The organism is Nostoc sp. (genome assembly GCF_036917315.1).
Classification (GTDB): Bacteria; Cyanobacteriota; Cyanobacteriia; order Cyanobacteriales; family Nostocaceae; genus Nostoc.
Window position 1 is genome coordinate 203,136 of record NZ_JBALDR010000013.1, and the last position, 21,577, is coordinate 224,712.

The following is a 21,577-nucleotide window of genomic DNA, read 5'->3' on the forward strand; positions in this document are numbered from 1 at the left end:
AGACCCCAACCAATTAAAAAATTTCTTCCCCAGTACCCAATAACCAGTCCCAGAGCGCCCATTACTCACCTTCATGCTTGGCTAATTGGGGAATCCTGGGCGCGACCCGTTGAAGAAAAATTCAGAAATTCCGACTTTACTGAAGGATTGTAAATAGGTCTAGCAAAATAATTGCATTTGTCATAACTTTATAGTTATAGAACTATTGATTCGATCGCCTCATTACTCATGGTTAACACCCTACCCAAGCCAGAAATCAAAACCCCCAGCAAAGAAACCGTACTCACCCCCCGGTTTTACACTACAGATTTTGAAACCGCAGCCAAACTGGATTTGTCTGCCCAGGAAACGGAGTTGCAGGCGATGTTGACAGAAATGCGGACAGACTACAACCGCCACCATTTTGTTCGGGATGAAGCGTTTGAGCAGTCTTGGGAACACATTGACGGTGAAGCAAGGCAGGCGTTTATAGAGTATTTGGAACGCTCTTGCATTTCTGAGTTTTCCGGCTTCTTGCTATTCAAGGAATTATCCCGCAAGCTAAAAAATCGCAGTCCAGTGCTAGCGGAAATATTTCAAATGATGGCACGTGATGAAGCCCGCCATGCTGGATTTCTCAACAAAGCCATGGCCGATTTTAAACTCTCCCTTGATTTAGGCACTGTTACCAAAACCCGCACTTATACATTTTTCCCGATTGAATGGGTACTTTACACTGTCTACCTCTCAGAAAAAATCGGCTACTGGCGTTACATTATTATTTTCAGGCATCTAGAAAAGCACCCAGAAAACCAGTTTTACCCCATCTTCCGCTACTTTGAGAGTTGGTGTCAGGACGAAAACCGCCACGGAGATATATTCAAGGCATTATTGCGTTCTCAACCGCAACTTTGGAACACCTGGAAATCTAGGCTGTGGAGTCGCTTTTTCTTGCTATCAGTATTTGCTACTCACACCCTGACAGTTCATGAACGTTCCGGCTTCTACAAATCATTGGGACTTGATGCCACAGAATTTGATATCCAAGTTGTCCGCAACACCAATGAAACCGCAGGACGGGCTTTTCCTGTAATGTTGAATACCGAACATCCCAAGTTTTTCCCACGTCTGCAACGCTGTGCAGGTTACAACTTGAAAATTGCAGAGATTGAAGGCAGTTATCATCCGAAATTGGTAAAGCTAATTCGCAAACTACCTTTGATTGCAGCAATTGTTTGGAATCTGCTGTTAATTTACCTCATCAAACCAATTGATACTGAAGCCCTGCGGGGAACGGTTCGTTAGTTATTTATTAGACATCTGGTGAAATTAACTATGCGTTCTGAATAACGCATAGTTAATTTCACCAGATGTCAATTCTTGAATATTCGGGTAGCTGAATAATGACAAAACTAGATTAAAATCTATACATAATGATGTCAATAAAATAGTTAAAATTTTGTATATATATAGCAGTTCTAAATCATTCGTGAAAATTATATCTCTCTTTCTTCTTTCTTGCCTTGGCGTCCTTCTCTAACGAGACGCTACGCGATGGCGTCCTTGGCGGTTCGTTTTATAATCTATATTTTTCACAACTCCAATAGGATTGCTATAAAATAGTTAAGAAAATTGTAGGTTGGGTAGAACGAAGTGAAACCCAACAAAGTCAAGGAGTGTTGGGTTTCGTTCCTCAAACCAACCTACGTAGAAGTTTCGTTTTAGGTTTAACTGAACTGTATTGATATACAAATATGTCAATAAAATAGTTATATTTTTGTATAGAAGATACTGGAATGCAATAGATAAGAGGTTACTAATTAATCTAGAAAATGTAGGAATTGAGAGATGAGCGACATTAAAAGACAAGCCGCTTTGCCTTTAACCACATGGAAGCGGCCCCACATAGGGACATCAAATTTTACGAATCCATCGCTTGTCTCATCCAATATTCCCACATTGGCCAATCCAACACGCGGTTTTGGTTTACCAACAAATAATAATACTCCACTCAATGGCGACCTTCAAGAAGCCCCGTCTGCTAATGAGCAATTATTAGAACCAGAAGCTATCAAAGAAAAACCTTTTGTTCACGACATTAGTCGCATATCTTTGCATCGTCCACAGCCGCAACTTATAGGTAGCCAGCCAAAAGACCAGTATGAGCAGTCATCTGACCAGATTATGCTTCTACCTAGACCTAAGTCAAATATAAATATTGGTGGAATAGATTCACATATAGTACAACGAGAATGTGCAGATTGTGAGCATGAAAAAGAGCAAGTACAAACCGAGTTGTCGCTACAAAAGGTTAGCGATCGCACCGTTCAAACCCAAGACAATATTGAGAGTCAGTTAAGCAATAGTAAGGGTGGAGGAAGCCCGTTATCTCCCGAAGTGCGAGACTTTATGGAACCACGCTTTGGTAGTAAATTCGACGATGTACGAGTACATACTGACTCCAATGCTACGCAGATGAGTAAGTCGTTGGGAGCGCAGGCCTTTACTCATGGTAGTGATGTTTACTTTAGCGCCGAGAAATCACTTGGTAATAACGAGTTGACAGCCCATGAGTTAACCCATGTGGTACAGCAGACAGGCAAAGTGCAGAAACAAAGCGATACTTCTACAGCATCAGCCCCTGTTGAACAGACATCTAATGGTATGCCGCCCAAAAAAGGGACAACTAAAATTGACAAAAAGAATGCCACAATTACTGCTTCGGGAAAAAATATTACCGAAGCAATTACAAACTTAACATCACAAGGAAAGGGCGAAGCGGGCAGTGTTACTTGTGCCCCCGCAAAAGATGTCAAAACTTACCAAGCAGAAGATAAATCCGATGAAATTGTTTACGAGGCAGATGTCTTAGTAACAGAAACTAAGGCAATGCCCGTCTGGACGGAACTCGACCAACAGTGCGAACCTGTTAAAAAAGAATGGGCAAGGTTTTATAGCGCTCTTGATACGCACGAAAATGGGCACATTACTATTGACGAGAAGGCTTTTAAAGATTTACACAAAAAGCTTCTTGGCAAAACAACCTCAGCATCTGACAAGATTTTTAACGATACTTACGCCCAAACGAATACTGATAACAATGCTTATGACGCCACAACGAAACACGGACTCACTCAAGGTACAGGAGTAACTCCGGTACAGTGCGGCCCAGAAAAAGTTGCTCAAAGTGGAGATGAATCGGATGCAAAGGTAGAGGTTCAAACTCAAAAATAGAGGCGAAAACACCATAACAACGCAAATCGGTTAATAATTATTTTCGCGTTTACCCTAGACCTCTTGCATAAATCAAAAATAAGAAAGAACCCCAACCCCGCCAAAGCTACGCTTTGTCTCCCCTCCCGAAGAGCCTACGGTGTACACACATCTTTCTAGAAAACCAAAATCGTCCTAGATCCCCCTAAATCCCCCTTAAAAAGGGGGACTTTGAGAGCTTTTTGCCCCCCTTGAAAAGGGGGGTTGGGGGGATCAAAAGCCTGTGGCGCAACTCTAGAAGACTTGTGTATACACCGTAGCCTGAAGAGCGGGGAGGAGTTGGGGGTGGGGTGTTAGGGACTTTTGCAAGAGGTCTACTGTTTGGAGTCAAATTGAGAAATTATAAAAAGAACGCCGAACGATACGGAAGCCATTTGGTTTGACTACAGTGCAAGTGTCAACGGCGAATTTATTCACAAGGGCTTGATTCTTCTGGCTGTCTGTGATAGTTTTCTTTTTACAAACCACAAAATACTGTAATCTTATCAAGTTACCGTTGTTTTTAAATCTCGTTAACCTAGTTGCATGGATTTGGAGTTAAGAAAAAATAGCTAATCTATCGAGATTGTTTATTGCAGGTATAACATTGCGAACCAACGAACTAGAAATTAATCTCTAAGCCAGGGCAACCTTATGAGCAAAATACGTGCTGTGATTGTCGATCCCAATGTGCCGGGGCGTTTGGCACTGAGTGAAGTGACTGCACCCAAGCCTGCCCCAGATGAAGCTCTAGTGCGGGTAGCGGCAATTTCCCTCAATCGGGGAGAGATAAAACGTTCAACCACTGCTGAGGCTGGTTGGCAGCCTGGTTGGGATTTAGCAGGTGTAGTGGAAATCCCCGCTGCCGATGGTTCGGGGCCTTCCCAAGGGGCGCGTGTAGTTGGCTTGCGCCGTGCCGGTGCTTGGGCAGAACTCGTGTCTGTTCCTACTAACGCCTTAGCAGTAGTGCCGTCATCGGTATCTTTTGCTCAAGCTGCCACATTGCCTGTAGCGGGTTTAACTGCATACCATGCGGTGTTAAAAGGTGGTTCACTTTTGGGTCGGACAGTTTTGGTTACAGGCGCATCAGGAGGCGTAGGTTACTTCGCTATTCAATTGGCGCAACTGTCAGGAGCGCAAGTCGTGGCACATATTCGTCAAGCTGGCTATGAAACTCTAGTTAGAGAAGCAGGGGCGCAATCGGTAGTGATTGGTGAAGACCTCTCACCCGCCAGCGAGTACGGCCCTTATGACCTAATTGTAGAGTCAGTGGGTGGCAAGACTTTGGGGGTAGCCCTTGGCTTACTGGCACAGGATGGAAAAACTGTGCTGTATGGAGTATCTGGGGGAGCTGAAGTGACATTCAACGCGGCTCAATTTTATGGGACTGGTAGCGTGAGCCTGTATGGTCTACGTCTGTTTGATGAATTGAGATTTGAATCAGCAGCAGTCGGTCTAAAACGGCTTTTGAGTCTAGTAGAAGCAGGTAAGTTGCATCCTCACATTGATTTAGAAGCTTCTTGGACACAAATAGCTGATGTAGCACAACAACTACTCGATAGGCGTTTTCCTGGCAAAGCTGTGTTGCACATTTCAAATTGAGCGATCGCAGATGGTTATGAGGGATAGTACTGACTTCTGGTTCAAACTAGATCGGCTTGTAGCCCTTAGTAATCTCAAGATAGATCGCCCAAAAGGGACATCACATCCACGTTATCCATCTTTCGTTTATCCCCTGGACTATGGATATTTACAAGACACTCGCTCTGGAGATGGATCTGATATTGATGTCTGGATATGTAGTTTGTCTAGTCAAACAGTAACTGCCGTTATTTGTAGTGTTGATCTGGAAAAACGAGATACAGAAATCAAGATACTTCTAGGTTGTACATCTGAGGAAAGCCGAGTCATCTTGGACATCCACAATATAGGCTCTCAATCAGCAATATTATTGGTTCGCAATTAAATTACTTACATTTTTGAGGGTAAGTTTGTATGAGTTTAGAACTAAAACTATCAGGTAAAACAGCGATCGTTACAGGAGGAAGTGCGGGCATTGGATTAGCTACCGCCAAAGCACTTTATAGTGAGGGCGTGAATGTTGCGATCGCAGCCCGCAATCAAGAAAGACTAGAAAATGCAGTAGCTGCCATCCAGTCTTTACCAACTTCTGGCGCTAAAGTTATTGCCATCAGCGCTGATTTAACTAAAGCAGAGGATGTTGAGAAAGTTGTCTCCACAACATTGTCCCAATTTAATCAGATTGATATTTTGATTAACAATGCAGGTTCAGCCCGTGCTGGGTCTTTCCTAGAATCCACTGATGATTTATTTTTGGATGCTTGGAACTTAAAATTATTGGGCTATATCCGCTTAGTTAGAGCCGTCGTTCCCCATCAAAAAAGTCGCGGTGATGGGCGGATTGTCAATATCGTTGGTGGTGCAGGACGGACACCTCGTCCGAACTTCCTAGCTGGCGGTACAAGCAATGCTGCTTTGCTGAATTTCACAAAGGGCATTTCTAAAGAGCTAGCTGAGTACAAGATTCGCATTAACGCTATCTCACCTGGCGCTACTGCTACAGAGCGTGCCGAGACTTTAGCTCGGCAAAACGCCCAAGCGCAAGGCATCACCGTTGAGGAAGTGAAGGCACAAAATATCCAGAGTATTCCTTTAAAAAGAATCGCCCAGCCAGAAGAAATTGCCGCGCTGGCGCTATTTTTGGTGTCCGATCTTGCTGCATCGATTACAGGAACAGAGATTATCGTTGATGGCGGATCTACCCCTGGTGTTTAGCAGACGCGATGAATCAGAATCAGACGCGATGAATCGCGTCTCTACAATTTGTCAAAACATAAACTTCTTGGAGATAAAAACATGGGTTCTCAATACTTTGATATCAAACCAGTTGCAGGACGTATCGGTGCTGAAATCATCGGTGTTAATCTGAGTTCTAACCTCAGTGATGACATCATCAGCGATATTCGCAAGACTTTAGTCAAATACAAAGTTATCTTTTTCCGTGGTCAGCAACAGCTTGATGCTGATGGACAGGTTGCTTTCGCTCGTCGTTTCGGTGAACTCACTACAGCCCACCCCACCGTACCATCGCTGCCAGAAAATCCAGAAGTCTTAGACCTGAATTATGGCCGCACCACTTCCCGCGCCAATAGCTGGCATACCGATGTGACATTTGTAGACCGTCCACCTCTCGGTTCCGTCTTACGAGCGCTTGATATTCCTCCAACTGGTGGCGATACAATCTGGGCAAACTCCGTGACTGCATACCAAGATTTACCTATCCATCTGCGTAATCTTGCAGACCAACTTTGGGCAGTACATAGCAACAAATACGATTATGCTACTGCATTTGACCTACCTGAAGATGCCAAGGCTTACCGCGCTGTCTTCACCTCGACTGTGTACGAGACTCTGCACCCAGTTGTACGCGTCCATCCTGAATCTGGGGAGCGTGGGCTATTCATCGGCGGATTTGTGCGCCAGTTCCGTGGCTTATCAACAACTGAATCAGATGATATTCTGCGGCTGTTGCAAGCGTATGTAACACGTCCTGAGAACACAGTCCGGTGGCGTTGGCAAGTTGGTGATGTTGCTTTTTGGGATAATCGGGCTACTCAACATTATGCGATCGCAGATTACGGCGACCAGCCCCGCCACGTTCAACGAGTCACAATTGTCGGCGACCTCCCAGTGGGCATTGATGGTAAACAAAGTGAGGCTATCAAAGGAGATGCTTCTGAGTACAACCGTCGTCAGGCGGTGACTGCGTAATACTTGGGCATTGGGCATGAGGTATGAGGCATTGGGCAACATCGTATGCCCAATGCCCTCGGTTTTCCGCAGCCGAGAACACTCGCTACGCTATGAACGGGCGAGGGAATTTGTGGATGTTGTCACCAAACTTTGGGACAGTTGGGAAGACGATGCTTTCCTCCACGATAAGGAGTCAGGTATTTACTTTGATGCACAAAAGTTGCATGTTCCCCACCACAAGGGCAAACATTTCTCGGTGCGCGGTCCGCTCAATGTGGCGCGTCCACCACAGGGATATCCAGTAATCGTACAAGCTGGATCTTCTGAGGCTGGACAGGATTTAGCTGCCCAAACAGCAGAGGTGATTTTCACTGCACAACAAACATTGGTAGAAGCTCAAGCCTTCTACACCAGCGTCAAGGGGAGATTGGCTAAATACGGACGTTCACCTGACCATCTCAAAATTATGCCAGGGGTATTCCCAGTAATTGGTAAGACTGAGCAGGAAGCTAAGGATAAATATGAGCAACTTCAGGAGTTGATTCATCCCTTGGTCGGATTAGGGCTGCTTTCTGGGCTAGTGGGTGGCCATGATTTGTCCAAATATCCTCTAGATGGGCCGCTGCCGGATCTGCCTGATACCAACGGTGGCAAAAGCCGCTTGCAACTAATCACCGATCTTGCTCGTAGAGAGAATTTAACAATCCGGCAACTGTATTTGTGGATTGCAGGAGCGCGGGGACATCGAACGATTCTCGGAACACCAGAACACATTGCCGATCAGTTAGAAGATTGGTTTGTTAATGGTGGGGCTGATGGATTTAACATCATGCCGCCCTGGCTACCTGGGGGTTTAGAGGAATTCGTGGACTTGGTAATTCCCGAACTGCAACGCCGAGGAATATTTCGTACTGAGTATGAAGGTAGTACTTTGCGTGAAAATCTTGGTTTGCCCCGTCCGGTGAACCAGTTTACCACAAAAACTGCTCCTGAACCTGTGGGCGTCGGTTCCTTTACATAGTAGTCTGTCAATGAATAATTGATAGATAAATTAAGAGTAGAGACGGCGATTTATCGCGTCTCTTTAACCGTCTGGCAGCGTTTTTGAAGCGACGGCTTTGATTTCCTCAAACTTCATCTGGTTTGTTATTCCAGTGGTTTTAACAATACAATCAAGTCGTCTCTAAGGAAACTTTTTATCGTGTTGGGCATCCTGACGGTTCTTCTATCCTCCTTTGTTTTGACGTTTCACAACGTTACTGTCCGAGTTTTGTTTTCAGAACATCTCGTACTAGGTTTATTTTTACTCGGTGGATACGTTAAACCGGATTTGCAGAATTCCTTCTTGCTGATGTTCATGCGAATGCTGCTGGTAGTTCCACTCATGGCATCTCTATCATTTAAGCTATATCCATCTGCTTGGACAGAACTCCAATACTTGTTCACCCGCAACGGTAAGGATGTTTTGATTCAAGCTCTTGGCTGTGGGGTGCTGATGTTTGTGTATATTGCTTCACTCTACATTGCTATTGGCTTGATTCCCACAGGCATTGCCTTGACCCTTTTCTTCACCTATCCCGTATTTACAGCACTGTTGTCTTGGAGGTTTTTTGGCGATCGCCCCACATTGTTCCGTTGGCTAGTAATGGCTATTATTCTGGTGGGAAGCGCTCTCACCATTCCCCAATCTTCTGCTACCTACAGCAGCCATACCATTGCGATCGGCATTTTCGCTAGTTTTGGCGCTGGGATCGTTTACGCCTTTTATGGCATCATTGCTCAAAAATGTTTAGAAAAATTCCATCCAATTCCCTTTACCTGGATCAGTTTTGCCTGTACTCTACTGCTCTCTGGTATTAGCTTAGTGTTCTGGCCAGGTAAAAGCGCTCAACTTGACTGGACACCCCTATGGATTGGTAGCATATTTTCCGGTCTTGTCAGCTTTCTTGGACACACATTAAACAATGTGGGGATTCGGATGGTTGGTGCATCTACCGCTTCCATAATCGGCTCTAGCAGTCCAGCATTGACAGCGTTAGTTGCATGGATAACCATTAACGAAACTTTAAACTTGATTCAGAGTGTAGGGATTGGTGTTGTCACATTGGGTATTGCGTTACTTAGTGCAGAAGGTTTTGTGAAATCGCTCAAAATTAGGGGTTGAATTGGAAATTAAGATATGCCTTTCTCCGCTATCCTTTTTGATTTAGACGGAACTTTGACAGATCCGAAACCTGGCATCACTGGTTGTATTCAGTATGCACTCTCTGAACTCGGTTACAAACCACCGAATGCTGATGAATTAAATTGGTGTATTGGCCCACCACTGAAAGATAGCTTTTCGCAATTACTCAATACCTTGGATAGTACAGTAATTGAACAAGCTATTTTACATTATCGTCGTCGCTTTGCCACCATTGGATTATTTGAAAACTCCCTTTATCCACAGATTACAGAAGTTTTAAAAGCCATTCGTTTTGCTGGTTGTAAAACTTTTGTGGCGACTTCTAAACCATATATTTATGCAATACAAATTATTGAATATTTTAGCTTATCATTGCTTTTTGATGGTGTTTATGGTAGCGAACTTGACGGAACGCGGAGCATAAAAGGGGACTTAATTCACCATATTTTATTAACAAAAAAACTTTTACCCTCTACTGTGGTGATGGTAGGCGATCGCTCACATGACATCATCGGAGCCAAGCACAATCACATCGCTTCAATTGGTGTTACCTATGGCTATGGAACTGAGGAGGAATTAAAAGCTCATGGTGCTGACTTGATTGCTCATTCTCCAAGTGATATTCCCAAATTAATAATTCGTAAATAATGCCACCATCTTTAACACTTTTCCATAGCTTACTTCTCTTTAGTACCGCTTTTATTGCAGGCGGCTTAAATGCTGTAGCAGGTGGTGGAAGCTTTATCACGTTTCCAACTCTCATCTTTACAGGTGTCGCCCCGATCGCAGCTAACGCCACCAATAATACTGCGATTTGGGTGGCTTCCCTAGCCAGTGCTGGAGCATATCGTCAAGATTTGGGCATCGAGCGGCGAGATTTTTTACTTTTATGTGGCGTCAGTTTAGTTGGTGGCATGATTGGCTCCATCGCCTTGTTGTATACATCGCCAGATGTCTTTAAAAAGCTGATTCCCTATCTATTGCTGCTAGCAACAGTTGTGTTTACCTTTGGCGAACCGTTCAAAAAGTGGTTGCAGCGTCGAAATCAGAACACCTTACCAGAATCTGTACCGTTGTTTAATTTGGTACTGGCTCAACTAGCGATCGCCATCTATGGCGGTTTCTTTGGCGCAGGTTTAGGGATTTTAATGCTGGCAACTCTGACATTTTTAGGTATCAAAAGTATCCATAAAATGAATGCTTTTAAGACATTTTTAGGGAGTTGTATCAATGGTATTGCGATCGTTCCATTTCTTTTTGCAGGTGTGATTGCTTGGCATCAAGCTATTTTGATGGCAGTCGGTGGTTCTCTTGGTGGTTACTTAAGCGCCCATTATGCTCGTAAACTTGAACCGCACTTAATTCGGAAATTTGTGATGATTGTTGCCTTCAGCATGACTGCCTACTTTTTTATTCACGGTTAAAACCATTTTTTAGTGAAGTTGCACCAAGCCCTTTTAACTTCTTTCTTTGTGTTCTTTGCGTCCTTGGCGGTTCGTTTTTTTTCTTGTACTTAAGTCCTAATACGAACTGTTACAAGGACTCATAACTCTTACGGAGTGACGTATGGAAGCATCAAAAAAATCACAGGTCATGCTGCGTGCTTTTAGTTCCAGAAATTTTCGCCTGTACTACACAGGTCAGGCAATTTCTCTAATTGGTACGTCCATGACTCAAGTGGCTACTAGTTGGTTAGTATATCGCCTCACCGATTCCGCTTGGTTACTAGGTTTAGTGGGCTTTGCTAGCCAAATTCCCACGCTTCTATTGATTCCTCTGGGTGGAATCATCGCCGATCGCTGGAATCGTCACCAAATTCTACTAGTTGCCCAAATTCTAGGAATGCTTCAGTCTTTAGCTCTAACGTGGCTAGCCCTAAGCGGTACGATTAATATCGAGTACATTGCAATTCTTGGTGTGCTGCAAGGGACGATCAACGCCTTCGATATTCCGACTCGGCAAGCATTTCTTCCAGAAACAGTTGGTAAGGAAAATCTCGGTAATGCCTTTGCCTTATACTCTTCCCTGGTGAGTGTGACGAGTATGGTAGGCCCTGCGATGCCTACGGCGGCAAGCTACGCAGGTTTATTAATTGTAGCGCTGGGATCGGGGCTATGTTTCCTAATTGATAGCATCAGTTACATCGCTGTAATTATTGCCCTGCTAGCAATACGGCTGACATCCAGAAAAGCCGTTATTTCCAAACGCAAACCTTTAGAAGAATTAAAAACTAGTTTTAAATATGCTTTTGGGTTTTTGCCAATTCGCTCAGTCTTGATTGGTTCGGCTTTAGTTTGCTGCGTGTGGGGATTTTATTTAGCTTTGGGGCCGATTTTTGCCAAAGAGATTTTGCAGGGCGCCCTAACACTTTCGGCTTCTTGATGACAGCTTCCAGTTTGGGAACCTTAGCAGGTGGTATCTATTTAACTAAGCATAGCAATATACTGGAATCGGGTAAAGTTCTAGCATTGGGTATAGGTTTTATGGGAGTAAGCTTGATTATCTTTGCCCTATCCCGCATGTTCTGGCTTTCACTGCTCTCATTATTTGCAGCTGGTTTCGGCTTTATTTTGCAGATAATTGCCGGACGCACTTTGCTTCAGTTGTTGGTTACTGATGAAAATCGCGGACAGATTACCAGCCTTTACGTTATGACATCTACAGGCGCAGTACCTATAGGCAACTTAATAGCTGGCGCATTAGCAAGTAAAATTGGTAGTAGCAATACTGTCATCCTTGGTGCAAGTATTTGTATTGCAGGTTCTATTTTATTTATGCAGCAAATCTCCACCTTCCGCGATCTGGTTCGTTTGAATCTACGTACTGAAGGAGCTTAAAAGAAAAATAGCTCTGGCTATTTGAAAGATTACACAATCAGCCATAACACCAAAAATTGCTAACAACAATGACTACTATAAATGATCCTACTGTTGTAACTGAAGTAACTGATTTGTACCTCAAGTATGAAGAAGCCCTTTGTAATAACAATTTGGATGTGATGGATAGCTTGTTTTGGGATGCGCCCGAAGTAGTGCGGTTTGGAATTACAGAAAACCTCTATGGCGGTGATGAAATTCGTAACTTTCGCCAGAATCGACCAAGCCCAAAAATAGAGCGAGAAATCTCGAATCTCAAGGTTGTAACCTTTGGGAAAGATGCAGCAACAGTGAATCTAGAGTTTCGTCGGATTATTAATGGTGTAGAACGTTTCGGGCGACAAAGCCAGACTTGGTACAGGTTTACCGAAGGATGGAAGGTGGTTTCAGCCCATGTTTCATTATTGCCAGTATGAGTTTCAAAACTATCACTAGTATTTTAGTTAGATATTAGTTGCCAGAAAAGAACGTTGAGGCTGTTCACGGGAACATAGTTAGCTATTGCATCAATATGAGAGCGGAAAGTATTTGGTCATAGGGCACTTTTACTGAGCGTTAGCGGGACGTTTAGCCTGTGCTGAGTAAAGAAGTGAGATTCCCCACTCAGCACTTTTGATAATTGGGTTATCTCGTTCCAGGGGAGACTAGGAACGAGATTTGAAAAGGATTAAGCGTTGGTTGTAGAGCGAACTTTTGATTGGCTATGCTTCAAAATATCAGGTGCATTTAATTTTTTGAGTATAAAACCTAGTTGCTAAAAGAGCCGCACCTGCTACTAAAGTTGCTAGTACACTATCAGGTTCAGGTACGGCAGCAACTTGAGCATCAATTCGTGCAGTTCCAGCAAACAAACCGGTCAATTTAGAGTCGCCTAATGCATTAGCAAACTCTGGAGAAATCAACAATTTCACATCAGGGATGGTTAAATTGTGGCCATCAAATGCCACAAGTCCCGGAGCGCTCAAATCAAACAAAATTGTATTTAAAGAAAATGTGTCTCTTAAAACAAGTCCGCTGGCACCTGTGACAGTACGTCCTGGAGCAAAACCGATTGAAAAGTCACCAACAGTAATTTGATTGTTGAATGTAACAGTACCAGTATGCTCGATTGTACCTGAGAGCGGAGTAAAACCGCCCTCGTCACTGAAGGTGAAGTTAGTAAGTGAGTCGATGTTAAAGCCAACTAAATAATTGCTAGGAATTGGTGCAACTGTCTGATTAGTACCTGTCAAGTTTAGCCCAATACTACTAAGAATCTTTCCGTGATCGCGATCGATGCTGGTGACTCCAGATATCACTTTAAAAGTTGCAGCTTCTACCTGTATGGGTGCTATTGAGATGAAAGCTGCTGTAGTACAACTAAGAATCCCTGCAAACTGAAAAAAATGCATATATATTTCTGATGATCTTCGTAATTTTATTTTAAATAATAAAATCTCTTTTATTAATCTATAAAGTCAAACTTTACTCTAAAAAAATATTCAAAAAAGTTAAGTTTATGTAAACGTACAGTTAATAACAAAATTTAAGCCATCTAGTTACAAATACAATGTTAAGGAAGCAGGTACAAATAAAAATCACTATTCATAATGAGGCGTAAAGTATAAGGTATAAAGCATTAAGGATAGAAAATGAAAAAAATATAGTTAGGTTTAATTATGTCTAATGCCAACTATTTAAGAGCCAATACGGTTGAGTTCGCCCCAAAAACCTTAAACTACGTAAAAACCCAACATTTGCAGTACTTTGTTGGGTTGCGCTTTGCTTAACCCAACCTACAATTTTTCTTAACTGAACTGTATTGATTTAGGAGCCAATTTCAAAATCTCTCTCCCAAGCTAAGGAGAGGGATTTACGGGTGAAAGCTCATTGATTCATGCAATAAGTCTAATTAGGTATTCGCAGATTCTAGCTGAGAACTAGAGAAAGCTGATTTATTCTCGCCGATTTACTTCTTAGTTCACAGACTTGTTCTAATCCACCAGCTTATGTTTTCCAAATTAGGATCTATTTCCTGCCAAAATCTGGCTGAAGAGTCTAATTCTCTTGTTGCTGCAAGTATTTTATCTATACTGTCGAAGTTTTTTTGAATCAATTGCTTATCTAGTTTAGGAATATCTAATTTCAGATATTTCAAACGATTGGGTAACTCTATTTTCTCTTGTGTCGGCAAGTGAGGAATCTGAGTAACTTGTTCTAAAATTTTATCTATTGATGTAATAACTTCTTGCAGACTCGGCTTTTTAGTTTTTAATTGTAAATCTTTTTCTTCAAAGGCTTCTTCTTGATTACCTAACTTTACTAAAACTATTTTGACAAAGAAAATATTGTAATCTACCTGACTAACTTCACCTACTTGCTGATAATGTTTTCCACTTTTATTTATAACTACTATGTCACCTTTCTCAATTTTGTTGTTCATACTTTATACAGCCTTGTAATTAAATTACTAAATAATCTCCTCTATAGAAAATACTACTCTAAAGCCACAAACCCTCAGTCCACCGTCTGACTCATTCCAGCTACGGCTAGCACTGCGACACAGTTCTGCACTAAAACTCCAAGAACCACCGCGTAATACCCGGCGATTTATATCGCCGCCAACTTCCCAAGCTGTTCCATCTAAGGGTGCGTCATTGTAATTGTTATGCCAGGAATCAGCACACCATTCCCAAACTAACCCGTGCATATCGTACAATCCAAAGGCGTTGGCGACTTCAAAAGTACCGACGTTTGTTGTTTCTTTACGGAATTTGCTTTTTGGTTCCATTGTGCAGCTGACTAACTCAGAGGTAATGGTTTCGCCAAAGTGGAAGGATGTTGTAGTTCCAGCACGGCAAGCATATTCCCATTCAGCTTCACTCGGTAAACGATAGTCGCGTCCAGTTTTTTCTGATAGCCTGAGACAAAATTCTACAGCCTCATACCAAGATACATTTTCTACTGGTCTATCTAGACCTTTGAATTTCGATGGATGAGGATTTAAAGCTTGTTTGACTTTGGGTAAAGCTGCTACTACTCTCCACTGTGCTTGAGTTACAGGAAATTTCCCCATAAAAAATGGTTCGACGGTAACTTGATGCTGAGGACGTTCGTCAGCATCTCCTTCAAATTCTGGTGAACCCATCATGTAAGTACCACCAGGAATCGATACCATTTCTAATGTGACAGACTTACCTAATTCTTCAGCAAAGAAATTTGCATTACAGTTCATGCGGTTTACTTCTCTACCACCTGTGTCTACTGTCACTACGTCAAATTCAAAGGTTTCTAAGGGGGGTAATGGGACGATTACTTTTTGTGGTAGCGGCGGTAATATAGGTTGAGGCATCGAAACAATTTTTAAGGCAACAGGTTCAATGTTTGATGTGGCAAACTTTACATCGTTGATGACTTCTACTGCTGTTTGATACCTTTCACTCGGTAGATGTTTGAGTAATTTATCTAAAATTTTTCCTAATTCGTCGCTGATAGTAATACCTTTTTTTTGTAAACGTTCGCGCCACAACCATTTAGCACTCATGGCATCATAAATAGGGTCATTAATCTGTCCAGAAGAATCCTGTAAGGGCAAACATTGAGTTAAAAGACGCACACAAGTTACACCCAAAGCATACAAATCACTGCCGTGACAAGCAAATCCAGCCATTTGTTCTGTTGGGGCATAGCCAAGGGTATAAATTACTGTAGCTTGTCTTCCGATACTGGTTTGTGTTACCTGTTTAGCACCGCCAAAGTCAATTAATACGGGTTTTTCATCACTTGCACGGCGGATGATATTTTCTGGTTTGATATCGCGATGAATGACGTTATGAGTATGAATGAATTGCAGAACTGGCAATAAATCAGCTAAAAGTTCCCAAATTTGTTGTTCGCCATAAATTTGCTGCTGAACTTCTTGTAAGAGAGTTTTTCCTTGAATAAATTCTTGTACGAGATACAAGCTAGTACCTTGTTCAAAATAAGCTAGTAATCTGGGAATTTGGGTATGATTTTCTCCCAGTTCATACAACCGAAAAGCCTCTTCTTTGAAAAATTCGGCGGCTTTAGTGCGTTGTCCTGTTCCCTGAAACTGCGGGAAAAATTGCTTGATGACGCAAGGGGCGTTTAGTCTGTCTACATCCTCTGTAGCATAGGTTCTACTAAATCCACCTTCGCCTAAGAGTCTTAATACGCGATAACGGTTTCTGAGAAGTTTGCCAAAGTTGCTTTGTCCGCAACTCACGCAAAATCTATTGCTATCAGAGTTGAATGGATTTGAGCAATTGGGATTTTGGCAGATTTGCATAATGAGGGGGAAATAGCATCTTCTCCAAAGTTAGCCCCAATATTATCTAATTGAAAACAGTTATGTAGAGAAGCGAACACGGAAGTTTATTCATGTGCTTAAAACTATCTTTCACACGAGGGCATAAGAATGAATAAATTATATTTATTTATACCAATTCAATTAATGATTGCAACACATCCTTGGGTTAAGACGCGATTCATCGCGTCTCTACAAATGGTGTATTTGTCGCATTCTTTTTTACAATTGGTATTACTTATCTATACTATGACGTTGTGTTAGCAGAAAGTATGGCATATTGCCATAAGATTCGGGCGTTAGGCTTGCCGTAATGCACCCTAAATTTTAATATAACTGTTGTTCGCTATCTAAAAAAGTTCACGAAGAACGAAATCACCTACCTATAACTTTTATTGCGAATTGCGACTATTATTTAAAAGTTTTATTCTCTCCAGAAGCGCGAATTAATTCCGCTACAAGGGCAACGATCGCAGATACTAAAATTAACATTACACTGAGAGCATTAATATCAGGTTTAACTCCGCTTCTAATGCGGCTAAAAATCTCCATTGGCAGGGTGTTAGAACCACTACCAGCAGTAAAACTAGCAATAAGAAAGTCATCTAAGCTAAGAACAAAAGCCAAGAGACAACCAGCGACAATTCCAGGCATTAATTGAGGTAGCAATACTTTGATGAAAGCTTGGGTTGGTGTCGCGCCTAAATCTAGTGCTGCTTCTTCTAAGTGGGGATCTAAATTAGTCAGTCGGGAAGCAACCACAAGGCCGACATAAGCCAGACAAAATACCACATGGGCTGCAACTATCGTCCACAAACTCAAAGGTATTGCAAAGGCTGCTAAACATACTAGGGTAGCCACTGCGATCGCAATATCGGGAATAATCAATGGTAGGTAAGCAATACCCCGATACAATTTCTTACCAGGAAATTCGTAACGCGCCAACCCAACCGCCATCAAGGTTCCCAGCACTGCGGAAATTGCCACGGCACAACCAGCAACGATCATACTATTTTGCAAAGCTGATAAGATGCGATCGTCACTAAACAACTTGCGATACCAATCGAAAGTGAATCCTTGCCAAGTTGCACTGTAGGGCGACTGATTGAAGCTATAAAAGCCAAGTACCAGTATGGGCAGGTACATGAACACAAATATCAGCAGTGAGAAAACCGCCTGCCATGAGACACGCGGTTTTTTGAGAGATGGAGAGATATTCACGTTTATATATGATTTTTCTTAGATAGCAATACAAAATATCATATTTCATGTAATAAGTCAATAGTTAAGCTATCTTTTCTCCCTTTTGACTAGTGGAGAATCCAATAGCATCTCAATTAGACCTCTTGCAAAAATCGTTGAATCACCCCTCCCCAACCCTCCCCGTATGTATTGGGGAGGGAGCAAAATTTCAAGTTTCCCCCCAATATATCGGCGGGATTAAGGGGGGTCAATTCGACTTATGCAAGAGGTCTATTAATCAGATAAATTGCTTTGAGAAACTGGTTCTAAAGTAGGTAAACTTTCGCCCTAGGCATCTGGTGAAAAAGACGCGTAGCCCGCATTTCTCACAAACTTCAGGCGTTTGATGATGAGTAATGAGTAATGAGTAATAAGCATATTGCAACAGGTGCAATACCAGTGCAAGAACTTGTAGATTCTTACTCATTACTCCTTACTCACTACTCATTACTCCTCCATTCGAGGTGTGGTGAGAAATCCGGGGTAGCACTGCTATGTCTCTATAACGGTTCTGGATAACGCATATTTAATTTTTGCAGATGTCTAACAGTTAATTCTAATTGCTACCTTTAAGAACTTGGATAGAACTTATAAGAAAAATTGCTGCTTTTGATTTCAAGCTACCGACTTTATCCTTTGGGCGGCTACAGATTATTATTGAGAGTACGGAAAGCCGCCCAAAGAGTACCTAGATGAATTATTTTTTAATTAATATTTGTAAATCAGATAATTGATAAGCAATAACCGAGTTTTTCTGCCTATTATCAGGATTTAACTTGAATTTTGACGATTTTAAGAAATTCTTGGTTGTAAAAAAATCTATATTTAAAATTGCACCAAATCACCAAAAAATAATCAGACAGAGTGTATTTACGTCTTGAGGAGTGGGTAATTTCCGTACTAAGATAGATGAAAAATATAGAAATAGCGGCATAAGATTTAAAAGGAATTGTTAAGAAGTTTAGTATCTGAAGCTACTTTATTGATGCCAAAGTGGATCAATTACAAGCACTAAAACAACAGAAATAAAAAACTTCTAATTCAAGTTTTATTTTTTAGGAGGTTTGTGATGAAAATTGCTCAATTAGCTCCACTGTGGGAAAGAGTTCCGCCTCCGGCTTATGGTGGCGTAGAGTTAGTAGTGGGGTTACTGACTGATGAATTAGTCCGACGCGGACACGAAGTAACCTTATTTGCATCGGGAGATTCTATTAGTCTGGCAAAACTAACGTCAGTTCATCCCCGTGCCCTCAGACTCGATCCTACTATCAAAGATTACGGCATTTACGAGATGCTAAATCTAGCTTCGGTGTATGAACGCGCAGAAGAGTTTGATATTATTCACTCCCATATCGGGTATGGGGCACTGCCTTATGCAAATCTAGTAAAAACTCCTACAGTTCACACGTTGCACGGTACTTTTACCCCTGACAACGAAAAGATGTTTAGTTTTGGTAAAAAACAACCCTACGTCAATATTTCTAATGCACAACGAGAACCAAGGTTAGGTTTAAACTCTATAGCAACGGTTTACAACGGAATTGATGTTAGCAGCTATGAATTTCACTCCCAACCAGAAGATTCTCCTTATTTAGCGTTTTTAGGTCGGATGTCTCCAGAGAAGGGAGCGCACTTAGCTATAGAAATTGCCAAAAAAGCCGGTTGGCATTTAAAAATGGCAGGTAAGATAGATGTCGTTGATGTGGAATACTTTGAGAAGGAAATTAAACCACACATTGACGGAGAGCAAATTGAGTATCTGGGTGAAGCTAACCATGCTCAAAAAAATGCCCTGATGGGTGGTGCAGTAGCAACTCTGTTCCCCATTACTTGGCGAGAACCCTTTGGATTGGTGATGATTGAGTCAATGGCTTCGGGTACGCCAGTGATTGCGATGAAATTGGGGTCTACTGAAGAGGTAATTTCCCACGGCAAGACGGGTTTCCTCTGCAATAATATTCAAGAGTGCATTAGTGCAATCGATCGCGTCGTAGAGTTAGACCGTTATGCTTGTCGTCAGTATGTCGAAAATCTTTTCAGTGTTAAGCACATGACTGATGGCTATGAGGCGGTTTATCAACAAATAATCGCAGAACGATTTTCTCAGAATGGGCATTTCCGCAGTTTGGTTGATTTAGCTAGCTAGCGATCGCATTTAAATATCGCATTTATGTAATCTTACATCTTTTTAACTAAGTAGAATACAGACTATCGTCGGGTAGCACAACTGTGCTACCTACCAAGTCACGCGTTCGCTCCATTTTTCTAAAGTTCTAGCGCTCACTCCTGGCACTCGTTCTAAGTCTTGTAAAGATGTAAATTTTTGCTGTTGACGACTAATAATTATTCGTTGTGCTAACTTCTTACCCACGCCAGGGAGAGTTGCTAATTCTTCTAAACTTGCAGTGTTGATATTGACTTTTGGAATTGCTTGTAACTCAGTTGATGAAGAAGTTTTTATCTGAGGACACCGTGTTTGTTCTAATTTGATTTTTTCTTGAATTGCTGGTGGCAAACCGGGTTTAACTTTGGTATAAAGACGAGCGAATTCTCGCACATAATGGGCAGCAACTATCGGATTTTCCATCACTAGAAGAGTCTCATCGTTACCATTATTGGCCGCATCTGACCAATTATGAGAACCTGTAATTACTGTTTGACTATCAATAACACCAAATTTGTGATGCAATAAATCGCCTTTGGGTAATACAGGTACACCTACGGTAGTAATTGGATTTGACCAAGGATGATTGTCAATTTCATATTTACATTTGTTACTCAGAGCAACCCCCATCATATCTAAGGCTTCGCTGTAAGGACGGTAGGCGAATTGTGGTTCAATTAAAGCGCGAATTTGCACGCTTTGTTGATGGCGTTTTTCTAAAATATTGGCAAGAGGCTGTTCGGAAAAGACAAATAATGCCATATCAATAGACTTGGTTGCTGAACCTAAAGTTTTACCAATTAAACCATTACTACTATTATTCCAAGGTTGAGTTGGAGAAGTAGGGGAAAATTGCACAGTAATTTTGCTATTACCCAAAGTTATTTGTTTAGGTAAACGTATCGGCTTTTGCAAACCAAATCGACTATTTGGTTGACCTCCCGGCCCGTCACCCCACATAATGTTAAATTCTTCTGTAAATAAAGATGCTAATTCTGGGCTGTCAATCTGCAATAAGTTATTGGCATTGCCTAAACTGCTAGGATTTGTAAAATCACCCGAAGTATCACTTAATGTAAAATTAGCTGAAGTGATAATTACGACGCGATTGTCCACAATCACAAATTTATGATGCATCAAGCTGCTACCCGCGGAACCATCTGCTCGATCGTCTAGCCAGGGAATTTTGGCATTCTGCAAAATTATCAAAGCATCTCTTTGATTGATTTCGGTTGGACTGAGTTGATTGTCGTGGTTAATATCAATAAATTGGCGAAATTCGTTGTAGCGTTCTTGTTCTCTTTTATCTAACTTACCTATTTCAGCAGATGTTAAGCTACTCCAAGGTCGGCTATAGAGATTTTCTAAAATTATCCTGACTTTTACCCCAGCTTTTTGTCTATCAACCAGTGCTTGAGCAACTTTGGGTAAACGTAATTCTTGCACCGCTACATCTACTGTAGATTTAGCTTGTGTAATCGCATCCACAATCTGTTTTTCTAAATCATCCCCCAGGCGAGTTTGCTGACGGTAAGCTTCTTGGTATTCTGAAGACTCAGAATGGTTAAAGTAAGCTTGAATTAACGGGTCTTGTGGTAAGGGTGCTGGACGCTGATTGTAGGACTGGACTCGTTGACAACCAGCGAGGGAGAATATCAGTAAAAAGATATATAAAAAATATCTTTGTCTAGAGATAAGTTGCACTGTAATCTGTTAAAAGTGGATTGGGAGTGGATATATTTATCATTCCCAAAATTTTGTGTTCTGAATTAAGTAGAGAAATAGCTTTCCAAGTAAAG

General features: G+C 41.8%; 17 protein-coding genes and 2 pseudogenes. 14 read left to right on the forward strand and 5 right to left on the reverse strand.

Going from position 1 to position 21,577, the window contains the following annotated elements; all coding sequences use genetic code 11:
- Positions 1-228: 228 nt before the first annotated feature.
- The 12 genes and pseudogenes from acsF to hpxZ all read left to right on the forward strand — a co-directional run bounded on the left by acsF (position 229) and on the right by hpxZ (position 12,482).
- Positions 229-1,284, forward strand: coding sequence for a magnesium-protoporphyrin IX monomethyl ester (oxidative) cyclase (gene acsF / locus V7K84_RS07210; RefSeq protein WP_099102199.1), 1,056 nt, complete (start codon positions 229-231; stop codon positions 1,282-1,284).
- A 543-nt stretch (positions 1,285-1,827) separates the two neighbouring features.
- Positions 1,828-3,213, forward strand: coding sequence for an eCIS core domain-containing protein (locus tag V7K84_RS07215; protein ID WP_334837124.1), 1,386 nt, complete (start codon positions 1,828-1,830; stop codon positions 3,211-3,213).
- Between the two features lie 672 nt (positions 3,214-3,885).
- On the forward strand, positions 3,886-4,833 hold the full coding sequence (locus V7K84_RS07220) for a zinc-binding dehydrogenase (RefSeq protein ID WP_334837125.1): 948 nt from the start codon (positions 3,886-3,888) through the stop codon (positions 4,831-4,833).
- 16 nt (positions 4,834-4,849) lie between these two features.
- Positions 4,850-5,197, forward strand: coding sequence for an inorganic diphosphatase (locus V7K84_RS07225; protein WP_334837126.1), 348 nt, complete (start codon positions 4,850-4,852; stop codon positions 5,195-5,197).
- Between the two features lie 29 nt (positions 5,198-5,226).
- A complete protein-coding gene (locus tag V7K84_RS07230; protein ID WP_334837127.1) occupies positions 5,227-6,027 on the forward strand; it encodes an SDR family oxidoreductase in 801 nt (266 codons plus the stop codon).
- A gap of 81 nt (positions 6,028-6,108) precedes the next feature.
- On the forward strand, positions 6,109-7,023 hold the full coding sequence (locus V7K84_RS07235; protein WP_334837128.1) for a TauD/TfdA dioxygenase family protein: 915 nt from the start codon (positions 6,109-6,111) through the stop codon (positions 7,021-7,023).
- Positions 7,024-7,099: 76 nt separating this feature from the next.
- A pseudogene (locus V7K84_RS07240) lies at positions 7,100-8,026 on the forward strand (NtaA/DmoA family FMN-dependent monooxygenase); the annotation flags it as partial.
- A gap of 219 nt (positions 8,027-8,245) precedes the next feature.
- Positions 8,246-9,169, forward strand: coding sequence for a DMT family transporter (locus tag V7K84_RS07245; protein WP_334837129.1), 924 nt, complete (start codon positions 8,246-8,248; stop codon positions 9,167-9,169).
- Between the two features lie 15 nt (positions 9,170-9,184).
- Positions 9,185-9,838 (forward strand): HAD family hydrolase, encoded by a 654-nt coding sequence (locus tag V7K84_RS07250; RefSeq protein WP_334837130.1) that lies wholly within the window; start codon positions 9,185-9,187, stop codon positions 9,836-9,838.
- Positions 9,838-10,614: a sulfite exporter TauE/SafE family protein gene (locus V7K84_RS07255; protein WP_334837131.1), complete on the forward strand. Its 777-nt coding sequence runs from the start codon at positions 9,838-9,840 to the stop codon at positions 10,612-10,614. Before V7K84_RS07250 ends, V7K84_RS07255 begins: the two co-directional genes overlap by 1 nt.
- Positions 10,615-10,783: 169 nt before the next feature.
- Positions 10,784-12,027: pseudogene (locus tag V7K84_RS07260) on the forward strand (MFS transporter).
- Between the two features lie 68 nt (positions 12,028-12,095).
- Positions 12,096-12,482: an oxalurate catabolism protein HpxZ gene (gene hpxZ, locus V7K84_RS07265; protein WP_334837132.1), complete on the forward strand. Its 387-nt coding sequence runs from the start codon at positions 12,096-12,098 to the stop codon at positions 12,480-12,482.
- Between the two features lie 300 nt (positions 12,483-12,782).
- On the opposite strand, the gene V7K84_RS07270 is transcribed toward hpxZ, so the two are convergent.
- From V7K84_RS07270 to V7K84_RS07285, 4 genes are all read right to left on the reverse strand, one after another.
- Complete coding sequence (locus tag V7K84_RS07270; RefSeq protein WP_334837133.1) at positions 12,783-13,457, reverse strand: hypothetical protein; 675 nt, start codon at positions 13,455-13,457, stop codon at positions 12,783-12,785.
- A gap of 569 nt (positions 13,458-14,026) precedes the next feature.
- On the reverse strand, positions 14,027-14,488 hold the full coding sequence (locus tag V7K84_RS07275) for a hypothetical protein (protein WP_334837134.1): 462 nt from the start codon (positions 14,486-14,488) through the stop codon (positions 14,027-14,029).
- A 27-nt stretch (positions 14,489-14,515) separates the two neighbouring features.
- Positions 14,516-16,354: a bifunctional serine/threonine-protein kinase/formylglycine-generating enzyme family protein gene (locus V7K84_RS07280; RefSeq protein WP_334837135.1), complete on the reverse strand. Its 1,839-nt coding sequence runs from the start codon at positions 16,352-16,354 to the stop codon at positions 14,516-14,518.
- 429 nt (positions 16,355-16,783) lie between these two features.
- A complete protein-coding gene (locus V7K84_RS07285; protein ID WP_334837136.1) occupies positions 16,784-17,593 on the reverse strand; it encodes an ABC transporter permease in 810 nt (269 codons plus the stop codon).
- Between the two features lie 384 nt (positions 17,594-17,977).
- Here V7K84_RS07285 and V7K84_RS07290 point away from each other — a divergent pair, with 384 nt between their 5' ends.
- Positions 17,978-18,133, forward strand: coding sequence for a hypothetical protein (locus V7K84_RS07290; RefSeq protein WP_334837137.1), 156 nt, complete (start codon positions 17,978-17,980; stop codon positions 18,131-18,133).
- Between the two features lie 550 nt (positions 18,134-18,683).
- Positions 18,684-19,760, forward strand: a complete 1,077-nt coding sequence (locus tag V7K84_RS07295) for a glycosyltransferase family 4 protein (RefSeq protein WP_334837138.1) — start codon at positions 18,684-18,686, stop codon at positions 19,758-19,760.
- Between the two features lie 90 nt (positions 19,761-19,850).
- Here the strand turns inward: V7K84_RS07295 and V7K84_RS07300 are convergent, their stop codons facing one another.
- A complete protein-coding gene (locus V7K84_RS07300; RefSeq protein WP_334837139.1) occupies positions 19,851-21,482 on the reverse strand; it encodes a DUF655 domain-containing protein in 1,632 nt (543 codons plus the stop codon).
- Positions 21,483-21,577 lie beyond the last annotated feature (95 nt).